The sequence below is a fragment of the Microbispora sp. ZYX-F-249 genome (assembly GCF_039649665.1).
GTDB classification, from domain to species: Bacteria; Actinomycetota; Actinomycetes; order Streptosporangiales; family Streptosporangiaceae; genus Microbispora; species Microbispora maris.
In genome coordinates, this window is the sequence record NZ_JBDJAW010000018.1 from 137,105 (window position 1) to 153,925 (window position 16,821).

16 protein-coding genes and 1 pseudogene are annotated in these 16,821 nt (G+C 73.7%); 8 read left to right on the top strand and 9 right to left on the bottom strand.

The window, feature by feature from the left end:
• Nucleotides 1-40: 40 nt before the first annotated feature.
• Nucleotides 41-1,591: a hypothetical protein gene (locus tag AAH991_RS22285; protein WP_346227814.1), complete on the bottom strand. Its 1,551-nt coding sequence runs from the start codon at nucleotides 1,589-1,591 to the stop codon at nucleotides 41-43.
• 147 nt (nucleotides 1,592-1,738) lie between these two features.
• Here AAH991_RS22285 and AAH991_RS22290 point away from each other — a divergent pair, with 147 nt between their 5' ends.
• The 3 genes from AAH991_RS22290 (at nucleotide 1,739) to AAH991_RS22300 (ending at nucleotide 5,058) form a co-directional block, all read left to right on the top strand.
• Complete coding sequence (locus AAH991_RS22290) at nucleotides 1,739-2,512, top strand: cyclase family protein (RefSeq protein WP_346227815.1); 774 nt, start codon at nucleotides 1,739-1,741, stop codon at nucleotides 2,510-2,512.
• Entirely contained in the window at nucleotides 2,509-4,251 is a 1,743-nt protein-coding gene (locus AAH991_RS22295) for a thiamine pyrophosphate-binding protein (RefSeq protein ID WP_346227816.1), read from the top strand. The genes AAH991_RS22290 and AAH991_RS22295 overlap by 4 nt, the downstream gene beginning before the upstream one ends.
• A 69-nt stretch (nucleotides 4,252-4,320) precedes the next feature.
• Nucleotides 4,321-5,058, top strand: coding sequence for a lysophospholipid acyltransferase family protein (locus AAH991_RS22300; RefSeq protein ID WP_346227817.1), 738 nt, complete (start codon nucleotides 4,321-4,323; stop codon nucleotides 5,056-5,058).
• Here AAH991_RS22300 and AAH991_RS22305 read toward each other — a convergent pair.
• Nucleotides 4,944-5,783 (bottom strand): alpha/beta hydrolase, encoded by an 840-nt coding sequence (locus tag AAH991_RS22305; RefSeq protein ID WP_346227833.1) that lies wholly within the window; start codon nucleotides 5,781-5,783, stop codon nucleotides 4,944-4,946. The genes AAH991_RS22300 and AAH991_RS22305 overlap by 115 nt on opposite strands.
• Before the next feature lie 29 nt (nucleotides 5,784-5,812).
• Between AAH991_RS22305 and AAH991_RS22310 the strand changes: the two genes are divergently transcribed.
• Entirely contained in the window at nucleotides 5,813-6,211 is a 399-nt protein-coding gene (locus AAH991_RS22310) for a hypothetical protein (RefSeq protein WP_346227818.1), read from the top strand.
• Nucleotides 6,212-6,291: 80 nt separating this feature from the next.
• Here AAH991_RS22310 and AAH991_RS22315 read toward each other — a convergent pair whose 3' ends face one another.
• From AAH991_RS22315 to AAH991_RS40655, 4 genes and pseudogenes are all read right to left on the bottom strand, one after another.
• Nucleotides 6,292-6,723, bottom strand: coding sequence for a PIN domain-containing protein (locus AAH991_RS22315; RefSeq protein WP_346227819.1), 432 nt, complete (start codon nucleotides 6,721-6,723; stop codon nucleotides 6,292-6,294).
• The gene (locus AAH991_RS22320; protein ID WP_346227820.1) at nucleotides 6,716-6,985 is read right to left on the bottom strand and encodes a hypothetical protein; all 270 of its coding nucleotides are present in this window, start codon (nucleotides 6,983-6,985) and stop codon (nucleotides 6,716-6,718) included. The genes AAH991_RS22315 and AAH991_RS22320 overlap by 8 nt, the downstream gene beginning before the upstream one ends.
• 125 nt (nucleotides 6,986-7,110) lie before the next feature.
• Nucleotides 7,111-7,599, bottom strand: a complete 489-nt coding sequence (locus AAH991_RS22325; RefSeq protein ID WP_346227821.1) for a hypothetical protein — start codon at nucleotides 7,597-7,599, stop codon at nucleotides 7,111-7,113.
• Nucleotides 7,600-7,654: 55 nt separating this feature from the next.
• Nucleotides 7,655-8,629, bottom strand: a pseudogene (locus tag AAH991_RS40655) (helix-turn-helix domain-containing protein); the annotation flags it as partial.
• A 152-nt stretch (nucleotides 8,630-8,781) separates the two neighbouring features.
• Between AAH991_RS40655 and AAH991_RS22330 the strand changes: the two are divergent.
• Together AAH991_RS22330 and AAH991_RS22335 are read left to right on the top strand one after the other, a co-directional pair.
• Complete coding sequence (locus AAH991_RS22330) at nucleotides 8,782-9,057, top strand: hypothetical protein (RefSeq protein ID WP_346227822.1); 276 nt, start codon at nucleotides 8,782-8,784, stop codon at nucleotides 9,055-9,057.
• A gap of 115 nt (nucleotides 9,058-9,172) precedes the next feature.
• Nucleotides 9,173-9,706 (top strand): CpaE/TadZ family protein, encoded by a 534-nt coding sequence (locus tag AAH991_RS22335; protein ID WP_346227823.1) that lies wholly within the window; start codon nucleotides 9,173-9,175, stop codon nucleotides 9,704-9,706.
• A 26-nt stretch (nucleotides 9,707-9,732) separates the two neighbouring features.
• Here the strand turns inward: AAH991_RS22335 and AAH991_RS22340 are convergent, their stop codons facing one another.
• The gene (locus AAH991_RS22340; protein ID WP_346227824.1) at nucleotides 9,733-9,861 is read right to left on the bottom strand and encodes a hypothetical protein; all 129 of its coding nucleotides are present in this window, start codon (nucleotides 9,859-9,861) and stop codon (nucleotides 9,733-9,735) included.
• Nucleotides 9,862-10,202: 341 nt separating this feature from the next.
• Here AAH991_RS22340 and AAH991_RS22345 point away from each other — a divergent pair, with 341 nt between their 5' ends.
• Both AAH991_RS22345 and AAH991_RS22350 read left to right on the top strand, forming a co-directional pair.
• On the top strand, nucleotides 10,203-10,433 hold the full coding sequence (locus AAH991_RS22345) for a hypothetical protein (RefSeq protein ID WP_346227825.1): 231 nt from the start codon (nucleotides 10,203-10,205) through the stop codon (nucleotides 10,431-10,433).
• 162 nt (nucleotides 10,434-10,595) lie between these two features.
• A complete protein-coding gene (locus AAH991_RS22350; protein ID WP_346227826.1) occupies nucleotides 10,596-13,475 on the top strand; it encodes a helix-turn-helix transcriptional regulator in 2,880 nt (959 codons plus the stop codon).
• A gap of 59 nt (nucleotides 13,476-13,534) precedes the next feature.
• On the opposite strand, the gene AAH991_RS22355 is transcribed toward AAH991_RS22350, so the two are convergent.
• A complete protein-coding gene (locus AAH991_RS22355; protein ID WP_346227827.1) occupies nucleotides 13,535-15,763 on the bottom strand; it encodes a M4 family metallopeptidase in 2,229 nt (742 codons plus the stop codon).
• A 529-nt stretch (nucleotides 15,764-16,292) separates the two neighbouring features.
• Nucleotides 16,293-16,589 carry a hypothetical protein gene (locus AAH991_RS22360; protein ID WP_346227828.1) on the bottom strand — a complete coding sequence of 99 codons (297 nt, stop codon included), beginning with the start codon at nucleotides 16,587-16,589 and terminating at the stop codon, nucleotides 16,293-16,295.
• Between the last annotated feature and the right edge of the window lie 232 nt (nucleotides 16,590-16,821).

Sequence of the window (16,821 nt, forward strand, 5' to 3'; positions counted from 1 at the left end):
GCGGGTGCCCGGGCTTGGGACGGATCGCGCCGGGCCCGGCTCAGCGCGTACGGGCGCGGAGCCCTCTGGCCATCCGGCGATATCCGCCCCTGGCCCGTACGGCGAGGTGCGCGCCGAGGGCGAGGGCGAGCGGGCACGAGACGATCGCCAGCACCACGGCCGTGCCGTAGTCGTCGGGCCATCCCGCGCTCCAGCCCAGGAAGGGCAGGTAGATCGCCGCGAAGGTCAGCGGTGCGGCGACGATCACGCTCAGCCCCCGCAGGGCGGCGTGCACGCCGATGCCGACCAGCGCGGCGCAGGCGCCCGCCGCGAGGAAGAGCCCGAAGGCGGCGTAGGGCAGCCCGAAGATGCCGGGAGGACCCTTCACCATGAGGTAGACGCCGGCCCAGGCGAGGAGCCCGAGGACGGTGAACCCGATGGGCGCCCGCCGCCACAGTCCGGCGGACGCCAGGGCGGCCAGCAGCACTGTGAACGCGATGAGGACGGCCGTCCCGGTCTCCCCCTGGATGTGCTTCCCGGGGCCGGACAGCGGCTCGGCCGCCTGCTCGGCCAGGCCGTCCCGCCCGTCGAAGCCGAGCCGGTGCCATCGCCCCGCTGCGTCGCGCAGCGCCACACCCTCGCTGCCGTTCGCCACGGCGACGAGGTGCCCCCCGGGCACGGGCAGGATCGCCAGGGCCACGGACGCGGCGGGGTCGACGCCGCCGTACAGGTAGTCGTACTTGTGGCCGCGGTCGAGGAAGAGCTGCCGGCCCGGCGAGACCGCCCAGGACGGCGACCAGGTGATGCCCGCGTCGTCGGACTGCTCGACCGCGAGCCGGTCCGGGACGACGCGGTAACAGCGCGACGGCCGGTCGGGCACGCACGCGACGGTGCGCGGCGTTCCCCTGGCGGAGGTGTCCCAGCGGTGCCATGTGCGGCCCTGGTCGCTCGTCGCCAGGCCCTTGCCCTCGATGAACCTGGTGCGAGCCGAATAGACGACGATGACGGCGTCGTGGGCCTCCACGTGCAGCGCGGACGGCCCGGGGTCGGCCGCGCTCGTGGCCGTGACCGCGAGGACGGCCGCGGGCAGGGCGACCAGCAGCCGGGCCCGGCGCACGGCACGCCGGACGCGGGCGGCGGTCTCCACGGCGCGCAGCCGGACCAGCCAGGCGAGGCCGAGGGCGGGCAGGGCGAGCAGGTCGGAGGGGTCCGCGACGACGCGGGCGGAGGGGGTGAACAGCGCCCAGACGTCCGCGGCCGCATGGGCCCCCGCCGCCGTGGTCTTCACGACCGTGAAGAGCACGGCGGTCAGCAGGATCGCGGCCAGGGCGGTCCGCCTGTCCGCCTCGCCGGGCGCGCCGGCGCCGCTCCGTGAGGCGCCGCCCCCAGCGGCGGCGACGGGGCGCCGGACGGCGAGGGTCGCGGCGAGCGCGAGCAGCGGCGGGGCGACCAGCATGCCCGCGACGTCGCTCAGCTTGCCGGTGACCACGCCCGGCCACAGGCGCTTGAGCAGGTGGTCGTTGACGAGGAGCACGGCGATCGCGGCGAGTGTCGCGGGATGCCCGAGCCACGCCCCGGCTGTCGTGCGGGTCCGATCGGCCGCCCCCGCCATCCGCGTCCTCCCGCGTGAATCGATGATCAGGTCCCCTGTGCGGTTCATCGCGCGGGCGGGCGCGGGCGTTGCATGTCTCCGGGATATGGCGTTCGGGGGCGGAGGTGTAGGAGTATCGCAGGGGTGTCCTGACTGTTGGGAGGCGCAGTGTCGGTGTTGCGGGATTTGGTGGACGGCATCCGGAGCGGGGGGATCGAGGTGCTCGACCTCACCGCGCCGCTGAGCGACAAGACACCGATCCTGTCGCTGCCGGAGCCGTTCGGGCAGACGGTGCCGTTCTCGCTGCAGGAGATCAGCCGGTACGACGACCGCGGCCCCGGCTGGTACTGGAACAACTTCACCACGGGCGAGCACACCGGCACGCACTTCGACGCCCCCAACCACTGGGTGACCGGGCGCGACGGCGAGGACGTGTCGCAGGTGGCCCCCGCCAAGCTGATCGCCCCCGCCGTGGTGCTCGACTTCAGCGCCGAGTCGGCCGCCGACCCCGACTTCCTGCTGGAGATCGACCACGTGAAGGCGTGGGAGGCCGAGCACGGGCCGCTGCCGGACGGCGGCTGGCTGCTGTACCGCACGGGCTGGGACGTGCGCGCCCACGACCAGGCGGAGTTCCTCAACGCCGACGAGACGGGGCCGCACACGCCCGGCATGTCGCCCGCCTGCGCCCGCTTCCTGGCCGAGGAGACGCCGATCGCGGGCATCGGCGTGGAGACCGTGGGCACCGACGCGGGCGCCGCCCACTCCTTCGACCCCGCGTTCCCGTGCCACTCGTACCTGCTCGGCGCGGGGAAGTACGGCCTGACGCAGCTGCGCAACCTCGACCGGCTCCCGGTGACGGGCGCGGTCGTGGTCGCCGGGCCGCTGCCGATCGTCGGCGGCTCCGGCAGCCCGGTGCGCGTGCTCGCGCTGGTGGAGCGGTGAACGTCGCGGAGGCCGTCGGCGCGGCCCTCGCCGCCCTCGGCGTACGGGCGGCCTTCGGCGTCGTCGGCAGCGGCAACTTCCACGTCACCAACGCCCTCGTCGAGCACGGCGTGCGCTACGTCGCGGCGCGGCACGAGGGCGGGGCCGCCACGATGGCCGACGCCTACGCCCGGATGAGCGGCACGGTCGCCGTGCTCACCGTCCACCAGGGACCCGGCCTCACCAACGCGCTGACCGGCGTCACCGAGGCGGCCAAGAGCCGCACTCCGCTGCTGGTGCTCGCCCCGGAGGTCACCTCGCCCACCTCCAACTTCCGCGTCGACCAGACCGCCCTCGCCGAGGCGGTGGGCGCGCACTGCGCCCGGGTCGGGTCGGCGGAGACGGTCGTGGACGACACCGTGATGGCCTTCCTCGCCGCCCTGCTCGGGCGCCGGACCGTGGTGCTCAACCTGCCCTTGGACGTGCAGGCCGAGACGCTGCCCGAGGAGGCCGCCGCGGCCGTGCGCGAACTGCTGGCCGGACGCGGGCACCGCGACGTGGCGAGCCGCGTGCCTGCGGCGTGGGGGCTGACGTTCCCCGTCGATTCGGGGGACGAGGAGGAGCCGGAGGGGCTTCCCGCGGAGCCGTCCGACACGTTGACACGGTTCACGCGGCTGCTGGCGGAGGCGCGGCGCCCGGTCTTCGTGGCCGGCCGGGGAGCCCGGGGCGCGCGGCGCGAACTGGAGGCGCTCGGCGAGCGGGTGGGGGCGCTGTTCGCCACATCGGCCGTCGCCAAGGGCAACTTCCACGGCAGTCCCTGGGACCTCGACGTGAGCGGCGGGTTCGCCACCCCGCTCGCGGCCGAGCTGATCCGCGACGCCGACCTCGTCGTGGGCTGGGGCTGTTCGTTCACCATGTGGACCACCCGGCACGGCGCGCTGATCGGCCCGCAGAGCAGGGTCGTCCAGGTGGACCTCGACCCCGACGCGCTGGGCGTGCACCGCGAGATCGACCTCGGCGTGGTCGGCGACGTACGCGAGACCGCGCGGGCCGTCGCCGCCCTGCTCGGTGAGGGCGGGGCCGACGGCGAGGCGGGCAGGCGCGGCTACCGCGCCCCGGAGATCGCCGAGCGCATCGCCCGCGAGGGGCGCTGGCGCGACGTGCCGTACGAGGACCTGAGCGCCGGGGGACGCATCGACCCCCGCACGCTGACCATCGGGCTCGACGACCTGCTCCCGCAGGAGCGGCTGGTCGCCGTGGACTCCGGCAACTTCATGGGATATCCGTCGATGTTCCTCACGGTCCCGGACGGCGGCGCGTTCTGCTTCACCCAGGCGTTCCAGTCGATCGGGCTGGGCCTGGCAACCGCGATCGGCGCGGCCGTCGCGCGGCCCGACCGGCTGGCGGTCGCCGCGCTCGGCGACGGCGGGGCCCTGATGGGCGTCGCCGAGCTGGAGACGGTCGTACGGCTCGGCCTGCCCATGGTGGTCGTGGTCTACGACGACGACGGGTACGGCGCGGAGGTCCACCACTTCGGCCCCGGCGGGTTCCCGCTCGGCACGGTCACCTTCCCGCCCGCCGACATCGCGGCGATCGCCCGGGGCTTCGGCTTCGAGGCGGTGACCGTACGGGCGGAGGAGGACCTGTCCGGCGTCGCCGAGTGGCTGAAGGGGCCGCGCGACAAGCCCCTGCTCGTCCATGCGAAGGTCACCGCCGACCGCCCGTCGTGGTGGCTGGAGGAGGCGTTCCGCGGGCACTGACGGCCCGGTTTACGCGAAGAGGACCTTCGGCCCCGGTTAGGTTACGGGTGAGTAGGTTACGGTTTCAGCATGGCTGAGATCGTGTACCCGCCGGTCCTGAGGACCGCGCTGACCGCCTTCAAACTGCTCGACCTGAGGTTCCACCTGGAGGGCACGGAGCGGATACCCCGCAGCGGCGGCGCGGTCCTGGTGAGCAACCATGTCAGCTACCTCGACTTCATCTTCGCCGGCTTCGCCGCCCACCCCGCCGGGCGGCTGGTCCGGTTCATGGCGAAGAAGGAGGTCTTCGACCACCCCGTGTCGGGCCCGCTGATGCGCGGCATGCACCACATCCCGGTGGACCGGTCGGCCGGGGCGGGCGCCTACGACGCCGCCGTACGGGCCCTCAAGGACGGCGAGATCGTCGGCAACTTCGCCGAGGCGACGATCAGCAGGTCGTTCACGATCAAGGAGATCAAGAACGGCCCGATCCGGATGGCGGCCGAGGCCGGGGTGCCCGTGATCCCGGTCGCCCTGTGGGGCGGCCAGCGGCTGTGGACCAAGGGCCGCCCCCGCAAGCTGCTCCAGCGGCACGTCCCGATCACGATCCTGGTCGGCGAGCCCATGCACCCGATGCCGGGCGACGACATCGCCGCACTCACCGACGACCTGCGGCGGCGGATGGCGGACCTGCTCGACGAGGCCCAGCGAACCTACCCCGACCAGCCGCGGGGCGTGTGGTGGCAGCCCGCCCACCTCGGCGGCACGGCGCCCACCCCCGAGGAGGCCGCCGCCCTCGACGCCGCCGCCCGGCCGCGCCGCACGTAACCGCCCGGCCGCACGTCACGCGGCAGGGCCTCGCGGAGGAACTCGGTGATCTCCGTCCGCGCGGCCTTGGCGTGCGGCACCACGCCCGGCAGGCTGAGGAACGCGTGCGTGGCTTTGGGGTATTCGGTCAGCCGCGCGGGCGTCTCGGCCGCCCGCAGCCGCGCGGCACAACAGCGGCCCCGGTCGGCCACCGGGCCGACGGTCGGCACCACCACGAGCGCCGGGACCAGGCCGCTCAGGTCGCCGGCGTGCAGCGGCGACACCGCACGAGGGTCGGTTTCCGGCGGCACGGCGAGCCGCCGGAACAGCCGGATCTGCGGCATGGTGAAGCCGGGGCTGTCGGCGTGCTCCCTCATCGAGGGATGCTCGAACCCCGCCGGGGTCAGGTGGACGGCGGGATTGACCAGCACCTGCGCCCGCAGGACCGGCCCTGACCGTCCGGCCCGGATCGCGGCCAGGGCGGTGACGAGCGCGCCGGTGTTCTCGCCGACGACCGCGATACGCGCCGGGTCGACTCCCCACCGCGCGGCGTGCGCCACCACGTGCCGGAGCACGTCCCAGCCGTCGTTCACGGCCGCCGGCAGCGGGGTCCGCTCGTCGAGGAGGCGGTGCTCGACCGAGACGACGACTGCGGGCAGCCTCGCGGCGAGGTGACTGTTCACCCAGTCGCTCTGCACGGCCGTGCCCACGAAGCCGCCGCCGTGCACCTGCAGCATGAGCGGCAGGGCGGTCGGGTGCGTCGCGGCGACTGCCTGTGACCATTGAACGCCACCTCGGCGACGGTGACCGCTACATCGAAATCGCCGCCCTCAACACCGGTCGCGTCATGACCGACGGCGCCCGGTTTACCCAGCCGGATGTGATCCGTCCCGGCTGCATGCTGCGCATGCCGGCCGCCTCGACCGACCTCGACCGGCCACAACCCCCCCATCACCGATCGCCACCCCGGCCACCCGGCCAGCAGGACGATGGCCGTCCGGTCACCCATGTGGCGTCAGGCCCTGAGACGCAGGAGCTTGGAAACCCGGTCCATGACTGCCAGCGCCGTCTCACGCCTGTACGCCTTCCCGTGACCAAAGAAGAACAAGAGGGAGCCGAAAAGACCCTCAGTCACCGTGAACCCGTCGCACTCCGCGGAGCAAGATATGCATGAACCATACTTACGACTCCGGAGCGCCGGGAGTCGTACGACCGGGCGCGGTCGTGCAACAGGTAGTCGAGCAGGTCGGCCGCCTACTCGTCGGGGTCAGCGATCTCGATGACGTGCAGCGGGTTGTCCAGAGCGCGGGACGGCTGCTGCCATTTGCCGCCGCGCAGAGTGAGGATCGGGCAGACCGATACGTCCGCGATGGCGGCGGCGTGAGCGTCGTAGATGTCGAGTCCGGTGACGGCCATCGTGTCGACGAGCTTGACGGATTGGGCGATGCCGTCGAGCGGGGCGACGATGGCGTGCTCGAACGCGGCCAGACCGGCGAGCAGTGCCTGAGCGTCCGGCGTGCCGCGGCCGTCGAGGAGCGCCCCGGCGGCTGACAGCGCGGGGACGATGAGCGGTTGCCTTGCTCGGTCGAAGTCCTGCAGGAGGCCGATCAAGTCGGCGTCCCCGCGGGCGACGTCGGCCAGCACGCTCGTGTCGAGGATGTACGGCGTGGGTGTGAAGTCACTCATCCAGCGCCGCCGGGAACCCGTGCTCGGCGAGCTGGCGGTTCACGTGCCGCATCATGCGGGCAACCCGGGCGGGGTCGGCCTGCCGGGCGCGTTCGCGCAGCAGGGCAAGCGCACGCTGGTCGGTGATGCGCTTTTCCGCGATGGCCTCGTTGAAGACGGCGGCCACGCTGGTGGCTTTGCCGGTCGCCACGAGGTGCTCGGCGTATTCAAGGACGTCGGGGTCCACGGTGATGGTGATCCGCGCCTTCCTGTCTCCGCTCATACCCCGAATCATACTCACGCTCGTGTGAGCCGAGGCGTGATGGAGCGACTCCCAGTTTCGGCCCCATTGGGGGCAGTGCGTGCCGTACAGAGAGCTCGGTCTTTGTAGCCCATAGGCAACTCGCGCTATTCCTGGGCGGCGTACAACTCTGCGAGACCCCGCCTGAGGTTCCCGACGACGGCAGCGGACGGATAGGCACGCTTGAGCTTCTTCTGCAGGTCTCTTGCGCGGGTGACGATCGCGGCGGCGTAGCGGGTGGCGGTCAGCGCGGTGAGGCCTTCGGCCACGGACCGGTCGGGGTCGCCGAGCCGGGCGCAGGCGACGGCCAGGTCGATCCGGGTGATCGCCTGCCGCGTGGGGGACGACCAGGGTGGGGCCTGCTGGTAGACGGTTACGGCTTCCTGCGCGGTTCGGCGGGCCTGCTCGTGCTGGTCGAGGGACAAGTATGCGGTGGCGGATATCGACAGGACGCGGGCGGCATCGCAGGTGAACAGGCCGGCGGCGTGGACGGGTTCCCGTTCGGCCTGCTTGAGGAGGACCTGCAGTATCTCGGTGGCGGCGTCGGCGTGGCCGAGCCTGGCGTGGACGCGGGCGAGTTGTCCGGTGAGCCGCACGTGCGCTGTGGGTGCAGGTGGGGGCGGTGGCGGCGCCGCGTTCGGCGGCGCGGAGCGCTTCGTCGGGGCGGCCGTTGTAGAACCAGACGGTCGCGGCCATGTCGTGCGCCCAGGCGGTCAGCTCGTCGTGGTCGGCTTGGTCCGCGTGGTGCAGCGCGTCGGCCGCGTACGCCAGCGCTGCGCGGTTGTCGCCCTGGTCGTGGGCGGACCAGGCGAGGATCATCGACAGCCAGGCGGCGGCGACATACAGCTCGCGGCGCTGGCGGAGCGTGGTGCGGAGCTGGAGTAGTTCGGCGACGCGGTGGCGGTCGGTGAGCACGGCCTGCCACAGGTCGCCGGCGGGGTAGCGGGCGTACTGGTGACCGTAATTCAGGATGACCTGCCGCAGGCCGTCGAGCGTGGATGGGCCGACGTCGGTGGTTTCGCTGATCTGGGTCAGCCCGCGGGCGATCCGCTCGGCGTCCGAGGCTCGCCCGAGGGTTGGTGCGACGAGCGCTGCGGTGCCTAGCGTGCGTAGGGCGTCTCGGCGGTTCGTGCTGCCACCTTGTTGGGGGGTGTAGTCGCTGGCGAATCCGAGCCGTACGGGGTCGGTGGCGAACAGGCGGGCGAGCCGGTCCTGGTAGTCGTCGTCCGGGCGGACGCTCTGGGACTCCCAGCGCCGCCAGGTGCGGGCGTCGATGCCGCGATCGCGCAGGCCTACCGCTCGGGCTGTTCGTACAAGTTCGGCCACCGCCTGCGCAACGGTCCAGCCGGCGGCCAGCCGCAGGGACTTGAGCGGAGAGTGCCCGCAGCAGGCGCGGATCTGCTCGGCGCCGTCGTGCTGGACGACGGCGCGGGTTCGCACCTGCTGGGCGCATTGCACGTCGTGTGGTGTCCGGCTGTCGGAGGTCTCCACCGAGGCCTTCCCACGTTGCTGGGGCTGGGTACGAGGCTGTGCCCCACGCTCTCCCGGCCGGGCGACGGGCAAGAGGGCACGCGGTGCCCGGGCGAGGAGGCGGGGTGTGTCCGCCCGCGGGGCGTCACCCGCCATCTACCAGCACTCATGCACGCACAGTTGGGCCGTTCCAATGTGCCCGTGCCCCTGCTGGTGTCCGCGCTTCGGTCACCACTACGGGGACGCGTCTTCCCTTCTTCCGTCTCACCGCGACGGACGCCATAACGCCGGGCCCCGGCCAGCAACTGGTGCCGCTCGCGCTCAAGCCGGGTCAGCTTCCGGCCCGGGGGCTTCGTGCCGGCGACCCCGTCCTGGTCGCCGCCGAGCTGACCGACCCCGGCCAGGAGACCAGGGCTGCGGCGAAGGACCTGCCCGCCGTCGTCGACCGGGTGGGGGAGGCCGACCCCGACGGTGTGCGGGTCGTCGACCTGCTGGTCGGCCCCGGAGCGGGCGGCTTCATCGCGCGGGAGGCCATGGGCGGGCACATCGCCCTCATCCTCACCTCCCGGAGAGACACGCCGTGATCGGGCGAGGTTTCTCCGTGTGGTGGTCGCGATCCTGCCGGTATGGCTCGCGCCGACCGGCCGCAGGGGTTCTGGTGTTCGCCGTGCCGCTGTCGTCCTGGGTGGGGGTGGGCGGATGGCGCTGATCGCGGTGGCGTCTCCCGGCGGGGCGCCCGGGGTCACCACGGTGTGCCTGGCCGCCGCGTTCACCTGGCCCAAGCCGGTGTTGCTCGCCGATTGCGACCCCTCCGGTGGCGGCGTGCTGCCGGGCTACTTCGTAGGGCGGCAGCCGTACCGGACCGGGGTGGCCGAGGTGGCCATGACGGCGGCGCGTGACCTGGAGGCCACGCGGGCGCAGCTGGCCGAGGAGGCCGTCGCGCTCGACGGGGACGCCCGGCGCAGGCTGCTGCTGCCCGGGGTGGCAGACCCCCGCCAGGCCCTGCAGATCAAGGGCTCCTGGCCGCAGATCGCCCAGGTCCTGACCACCGCCGGGCGGGATGTCATCGCGGACGTGGGCGCGCTTGGGGTGGAGAGCGTGCCGTACGCGATCCTCACCGCGGCCGACGCCGTGGTGCTCGTGCTGCGCCGACGGTGCGGTTCGTCGCGATGGCCGGGCCGCGGATTGAGGCGCTCAGCCGCGGTGTCGCCTGTTTTGGTGAGTCTCACCTGATGTCCGGGTCGATTTCGGCTACCGTTCTACGAGTCCGTCTTCGGCCTGACCGTCGTCAGCCGCGAGGTCAACGAGGAGCAGGGCGTCCGGGAAACCAAGGCGGCGACGGCGGCCATGCCCGCCGCGAGCGGCCGGGCCGCTGCCGTGGACTTCATGCCAGGCATCGTGGCGGGCCGGCATGCGTTCCACGCGATCGTGAGCCACGGCGGATCGAGGCGCACGTCCGACGACGGACGCTGGACCTCGGCTGGAGCTGTTTCCACCATCCAGCCGAGCTGGCCCCGCTCGGGCGGACGGCTGCGCCGCAGCCGGGCGAGGAGGCCCCCGGGCACGACCAGCGCCAGCCCGGCTTCTCACGAATGCGCCGCGGGTCCAGCATGCCTACGGCGTCACCCCTGTTCCGGCCGCTGACTCTGCGCAGGCGCAGCCCGTCGCCGCACCCCGGGTTCTCGCCCGCGCGTCACCGAGGCCGCGGTGGGCGAGTGAGCACCCCGACGTGGCCGCGATGGCCCGGCTGGCCGCCAGCCCCGAGGACCTTGCGACCCTGGGCGTCTGCTGCACCACCGGCTCCCTGCGCCGTGCCGTCGGCCTTCTCCGCCTCCACCACAGCAGGGTCGCCCGGCGCCTCGGCCGGATCGGGCGGACCCTCGGCATCGACCTCACCGAACCGGCCGGGCTGACCCGGGCCGGGATCGCCCTCACCACCTGGCGGCTGCTGACCGGCTGAGCCCGTTCCGCCTCGCCGGGCCGAACCCGCGAGACCGCCGCGAGCAGTGGCCGTGCCGTCTGTCCGCTTCCGCAACACGGCCGTTACGCCGGAGGGTTGACCACGGGTCAGGGGACGGGGATAACTGACGCGGGGGCCGCAATCCGTAGGTTGGAGCCGTGGATGAGCATCGTGCCCTCGCCCCCGCTGGTCGGACGCGCCGCTGAACTGCGGACCCTCATCGACGCGGTGACCCGGCCGCCCGCGGTCGTGCTGGTGGAGGGCGAGGCGGGCATCGGCAAGACCCGGCTCGTCCGCGCCGCGCTCGACCGCCTGCCGTCCGGCGACCGGGCCGTCCTGCTCGGCTACTGCCACCAGATCCGCGAGCCGTTCCCGTACGGGCCGGTCTTCGAGGCGCTGCGGGACATCAGGGGACGGCTCCCGGCGGCGCACCGGCTCAACCCGGTCACCGGTGCGCTCCGCGGCTACCTCCCCGAGCTGGCCGGCGCGCTGCCGCCGCCGCCCCAGCCGCTGGACGACCCGCGGGCCGAGCGCCACCGGGTGTTCCGCGCCATACGCGCCCTGCTGGCGGCCGTCGGACCGGCCGTGCTCGTCGTCGAGGACCTGCACTGGGCCGACGACGGCACGCTCGACCTGCTGCGCTTCCTGGCCGGTCAGCCGCCGCAGGGGCTGGCGGTGGTCGCGACCTGCCGGCGGGACGGCACGGCCGGGCCGCCGCTCGGCCGGGCCTACCGGCACCAGCCGGACACGGCCAACGTCGTCGTACGGCTGGCGCCGCTGGACGTGCCGGCTGTGGCCAGCCTGGCCGGCGCGCTGCTGGAGCGGTCCGACCTGGCTCCCGGGTTCGTCGCGCGGCTGCACGAGCGCACGGCGGGCATCCCGTTCGTGGTGGAGGAACTCGTCCGGTCGCTGCCCGCCGGTCTTCCCGGCGCGGACGATCCGGACTCGCTCGACCGCGCCGTCGACCGCGCCGGCGTCCCGCTGCTGCTGCGCGAGGCGATGGCCGAGCGGATGGCGGGACTGTCCCCGGCGGCGGCGCGCGCGGTCCGGGCGGCGGCGGTGCTGCGGCTGCCCGCGGACGAGGAGACGATCACCGCGGTCGCCGGGGGCACCTCCGGGCCGGGCTCCGCCGGGCCGGGCAGCCTCGGGCCGGGCTCCGCCGGCTTGGCCGAGGCGCTGCGCGCCGGGGTCCTGCACGAACATCCCGGCGGCCGGTACGGCTTCCGCCACGCGCTGGCCCAGCAGGCCGTCTACGACGCCGTCCCCGGCCCGGAACGCCGGTCGGCGCACGTCAGAGCGATGGCCGCGCTCGCCGCCACGGACGCGCCGCCGCTGGTGCAGCTGGCCTTCCACGCCCGGCGGGCCGGGGACACCGGCGCCTGGGTGCGTCACGGGACCGCCGCCGCCCGGCAGGCCGCCGCGCTGGGCGACACCGCGCTGGCCGTCGAGGTGATCGAGGGCATGCTCGACGACCCCGATCTCCCGGCCGCCGGCCGGGGCCCGTTGGTGCTGATGCTGAGCCGCCTGGCGGCGACGGGCCTGTCGCACCAGCGGGTGGTGCGGCTGCTGCGCCAGGTGCTCCGGGGTGACTTCCTCTCCCGGGACGTGCGCGGCGAGGTGCGGCTCAACCTCGGCGTCGTCCTGTCGAACCAGGCGGGCGACGCCGCCGCGGGGCGCCCGGAGATCCTGGCCGCCCTGGCCGAGCTGAGCGACCGGCCGACGCTGGCCGCCCGCGGCTGGGCCAGCATCGCGATGCCCGAATGGGGCACCGAGTCGCTGGCGGAGCACGCGGAGTGGATGGCCCGCGCCGAGGCGCTCGTCGCCACCGCCGACAACCCGGAGCTGTCGGCCGCGGTCCTGGCCAACCGGGCCTCCTTCGAGATGACGACCGGTTCTCCCGGCGCGTTCGACGTCGCCGCCCGGCTTCCGGTCGCCGATCCGCGTCCGGCGGTCCGGCGGGAGGTCGCCCGGGCGTACTGCAACCTCCACGACTCGGCGACCACCGTGGGGCTCTACGCGGCGGCCGAGCGGTTCGCCCGGGAGGGCCGGCGGCTCGCCCTGGAGACCGGCGCGCAGTATCCCGCCTTCCTCCTCGACGCCTCCGTCATCCGCAGGGAGTGGCTCACCGGGCGGTGGGACGGGCTCCGCGACCGGGCGGCGTCCCTGGGGGAGTCGGCCACCGAGACGCCGCTGATCGCGGTGGACCTCTGGCTGGTGCTCGGATCGCTGGCCCTGGCGAGGGGCGAATGGGAGGAGGCGGTCAGGCAGCTCCACCGCGCCGGGCTGGACGCCCCTGACGCCCGCAACGTCCCGGTCGTGACGGCCGCCGCCGGAGTGCTCGTGGACCTGCATCTCGCCCGCGGGGCGGTGGACGAGGCGGCCGCGGAGGCCGGGCGGGCGGTCACCCGGCTGCGCCGCAAGGGCGTGTGGGTGTGGGGGGCGAGCCTGGTCCCGTCCGCCGCCGCCGCGTTCGCCCGGGCCGGGCGGGCGGGGACGGCGGCCGAACTGGTGGACGAGTACGCCGCCGGCATCGTGGACCGGGTGGCGCCCGCGGCGCACGCCGCGCTGCACGCCGCCCGGGGCGCGCTCGCCGCCGCCGGACTGCGGCACGCCGACGCCGCCGCCTGCTTCGCCCGGGCCCGCGAGGCGTACGCCGCACTGCCCCAGCCGTACGCGGCGGCGCGGGCGGCCGAGGGCGAGGCGCGGGCCGGGCTCGCGCTCGGGGACGGGGCCGCGGCGGCGGGCTTCCGGGAGGCCGCACAGTGGTACGGCCGGCTCGGCGCCACCCACGACGCCGCCCGGTGCCGGCGGGCCCTGCGCGACATCGGGGTGGACGTCCCGCTGCCGCGCGGCGGGCGCCGGGGCGCCGGCGCGCTGTCGCAGCGGGAGCGGGAGGTGGCCCGGCTCGTCGCGCTCGGCCGGACCAACCGGGAGATCGCCGACGTGCTCTTCCTGTCCACACGCACGGTCGAGACCCACGTCGCCACCGTGCTGCGCAAGCTCGGCGTCCGGTCGCGGACGCAGATCGCGCCGCCCTCCTGACCGGCCCCGGACGCGGAGACCCCCGGGACCGCGTGGTCCCGGGGGCGGGCCGCCCTCGCTCAGAGCGTGATGCTCCAGGAGTCGAGGTAGCCGGTGTCGTAGGTGTACTGGTCACGGACCTCGAGGGTCCAGGTGCCCGCCGCCGTCTGGGTGACCGGGACGGAGTAGGCCCGGGTGCCGAACGACGTGCAGCTCAGGCCGCCGCTGGACTTGACCGTGTAGTAGGTGCCGTTCGGGCCCCTGAGCCTGATCCGCAGGTCCTCGGCGCAGGTGTGCGAGATCGTGATGCTCAGCTGCACCGGGGAGACCGCCGTCCCCGTGGCGGTCGAGGTGATCGGGCTGTTGATCGTGGTCAGGTCGCTGATCGTGTAGTTGGTGCCGTTGGTGAACGTGCGCCCGCCGGAGGTACCCGACACCGTCAGCGTGTACGCCGCGGTGTGGCTGCCCGACGACCCGCTGCCCGTGACGGTGACGGTGTAGGTGCCGGCCGGGGTCGAGGCGCTGGTGGAGACGGTCAGCGTGGAGGACCCGCCCGAGCTCACCGACGACGGGCTGAAGCTCGCGGTGGTCCCCGACGGAAGCCCGGAGGCGCTGAGGCTCACCGTCTGCGCGCTGCCCGAGGTGGTGGCCGTGGCGACCGTGGCGGTCGCCGACTGGCCGGGCGTCACCGTGCCCGCGGTGGGGCTGAGCGCCAGGGAGAAGTCGCTGCCGGAGGAGCTGCAGCTCGGCTCGCCCGACTGCGCCGGCACGCCGGCGGCGAGCCACGCCGCCTTGGTGGCCGCGCACTCGGCGCTGCTCGCGCCGTACAGCTCGACCGCCGCCGCCAGGGACGCGGTCCTGACGTTGACGTACTTCCAGGTCGAGGTCTTGCGCATCAGCGCGCCCATGTAGATCTTGCCGGCCTTCTGGATGCCGATGCCGGTCACCGAGGAGGGGCCGCCGGAGCAGATCGGGCTGCTCGGCTTGCCGCCGCCCGGGGACGAGCCCTCGGCGAGCAGGTAGAACCAGTGGTTCAGCGGGCCGGCCGCGGAGTGGACCTCCGTACGCGGGATCGAGGAGGAGTAGCAGTTGGGGTCGCCGGCGAGGGACGGGTTGTACATGTAGCGGATCGGCCCGTCGCCGACGAGGTTGACCTCCTCGCCCACCTGGTAGTCCGGCGGGTCGTTCGGGTTGTTGGCGTACGCCTCGGTGAGCGCGCCGAAGATGTCGCCGGTGGCCTCGTTCAGGCCGCCGTTCTCGTTGCCCGAGCCGGCGGCTCCGGGAGTCGTCTGGAAGATGGCGTGACCGAACTCGTGCGCGACGACGTCGATCGGCGTGGCCTGGCGGGCGTTGTCCTGCGAGTGGCCGAAGTTGGTGTAGCTGCCGTTCCAGTAGGCGTTGACGTCGGACAGCCCGACGCGGGCGGGGAAGCCGCCGCCGCTGCCGTTGATGCCGTTGCGGCCGAGCCAGTCGCGCAGCATGTCCCACTCGCGCTGCACGCCGTAGAGCGCGTCCACGCAGGCGGTCTCCAGGTTGGTCCCGCCGCCGTTGCCCCAGGAGTCGTCGGTGCCGGTGTAGGCCGAGCCGTTCTGCCCGCCGCACCTGATGCCGCTGCGGGTGGAGTCGGTCATCGAGTACGACGTGCCGGAGCCGCTGGTGTCGATGGTGACCGTGCCGTAGTAGTAGCCGTTGCCGGTGCCGGCCTTCACCTCGTCGTAGGAGTCGGCGATCTCGCCGGTCGTCGCGTCGACGAAGACGTGCCGGATGCTCGGCTTGCCGTCGGCGATGCCGGAGACCACCGCCTCCCACGCCAGGCGGGGCTGGGCGCCCCAGGCCAGGACCACCAGGCGCGGGGCGGCGCTGTCGTCGACGCGCGACAGCACGGTCTTCGCCGTCGCCGTGGCGGTCTCGGCGGCGACCGCCGGCGAGGTCGGCACGCCCAGGGGGAGCGCGCCGGAGGCCGCCTCGGAGTCGCGTACCCGCCCATTGGAGTCGGTGACCACGACCGCGTCGCCGCCCACGATGGGCAGGCCCTTGTACGTGCGCTCATAGGTGACGTAGTACATGCCGCCGCCCGCCGTCACGGCGGTGCGCCGGTAGGTCTCGCCGGGGGACACGCGCAGGTCGTCGAAGCCGCTCGCGACGGCCTGGTCGGCCGCGGCCGCGGCCCGCTGCGCCGGATCGTCGGCGAGGGACCTCACCGCGACCTCGCTGCCCGGCGGGGGCTTCGCGGCGGCGGCGGTGGGGGGTGCCACGACGCCGGTCACGGCCAGCGCGGCGGCCGCCGCGAGCAGTGCTGTGCGCCTCATGGGCGTCTTCCTTTCTCTGCCTCCCACGCGGCGTCCCGCCTTGTGGGCGGGCGCCGGCGGTCGCGCGGCCGGGAGACGAGCCCGGGCTGCGGACACCGTGGGAACTGGGGGGGTGATGAGAGAAATGGAGGGGGATGTCCGCTGTGTGGGGTACGAGCGGACGCGTCTCTCCCATGGCGGAAAAGGCCGGGAGGATGAGAGGGGTTCTACGTCACGGGGCTCCTCGCTTCGCCGACCCGGCCGGGATAACCGGCTCGTGCGCGACGTTAGAACCATGGCCGGGACGCGAACATCCGTAGCGATATCCGTACATCTACGGAAAAGCGACTCGCATGGTGCGTATGGCGTAAGAAAGCGGCTCGACCGAATAGGCGCGCGCCCGGCGAAGGTGGCCCTAGGGAAACGTCCGTTCGGGCCACCCGGCCTGACCGGTCCACGCGTCCGTCAGATCCTGCAGGAGTTGGGGCTGCCCCACGACCACACGATCGGCGACCTCCCGTTCAGAACCTGGAGAGGGCCGTCGCGTCCTTCACACGGTGTTCTTGGCGACGATCCTGGTGGTGAAGCCGCTCTTCCAGTTCCACGCGTCGTAGGCGACGGCGCACGTCGCAGTGGGCGGCGGTGACGACGGCGGTGGGGAGGAGGGCGGCGGTGACGACGGAACACCGGGGACGGTCAGCGGCTCGGACGGCTCGCTGAGGTTCCCGGATGGGTCGTGCCTCACCACCTGCAAGGTGGAGGAGGGCTCAGACCCGATCGTCACCATCGTGCGCGGCAGGCCGCTGTAGATCGCGTACTGCCAGCCCTCCGAGGAACGGCGGAACACGTCGAATCCCCCGCCGCCCGCGGTGCTGCCGTTGTAATCGGGATTCTAGTTTCCTGCAAGCGGCCACGTTTATCACTGAGAAGCCCTGACAGGGCGCGGACCTTCGGAGTAGGAGCACATCATGAACCGCCGCTTTTCTCTGTCGGTGTCGGCCGCTGTGGCGCTTTCGACCGCCGCGCTTATGGGGCTTCCCGTCTCTACGGGTAGCGCCGCCGCCGCCACGACGTCGGCA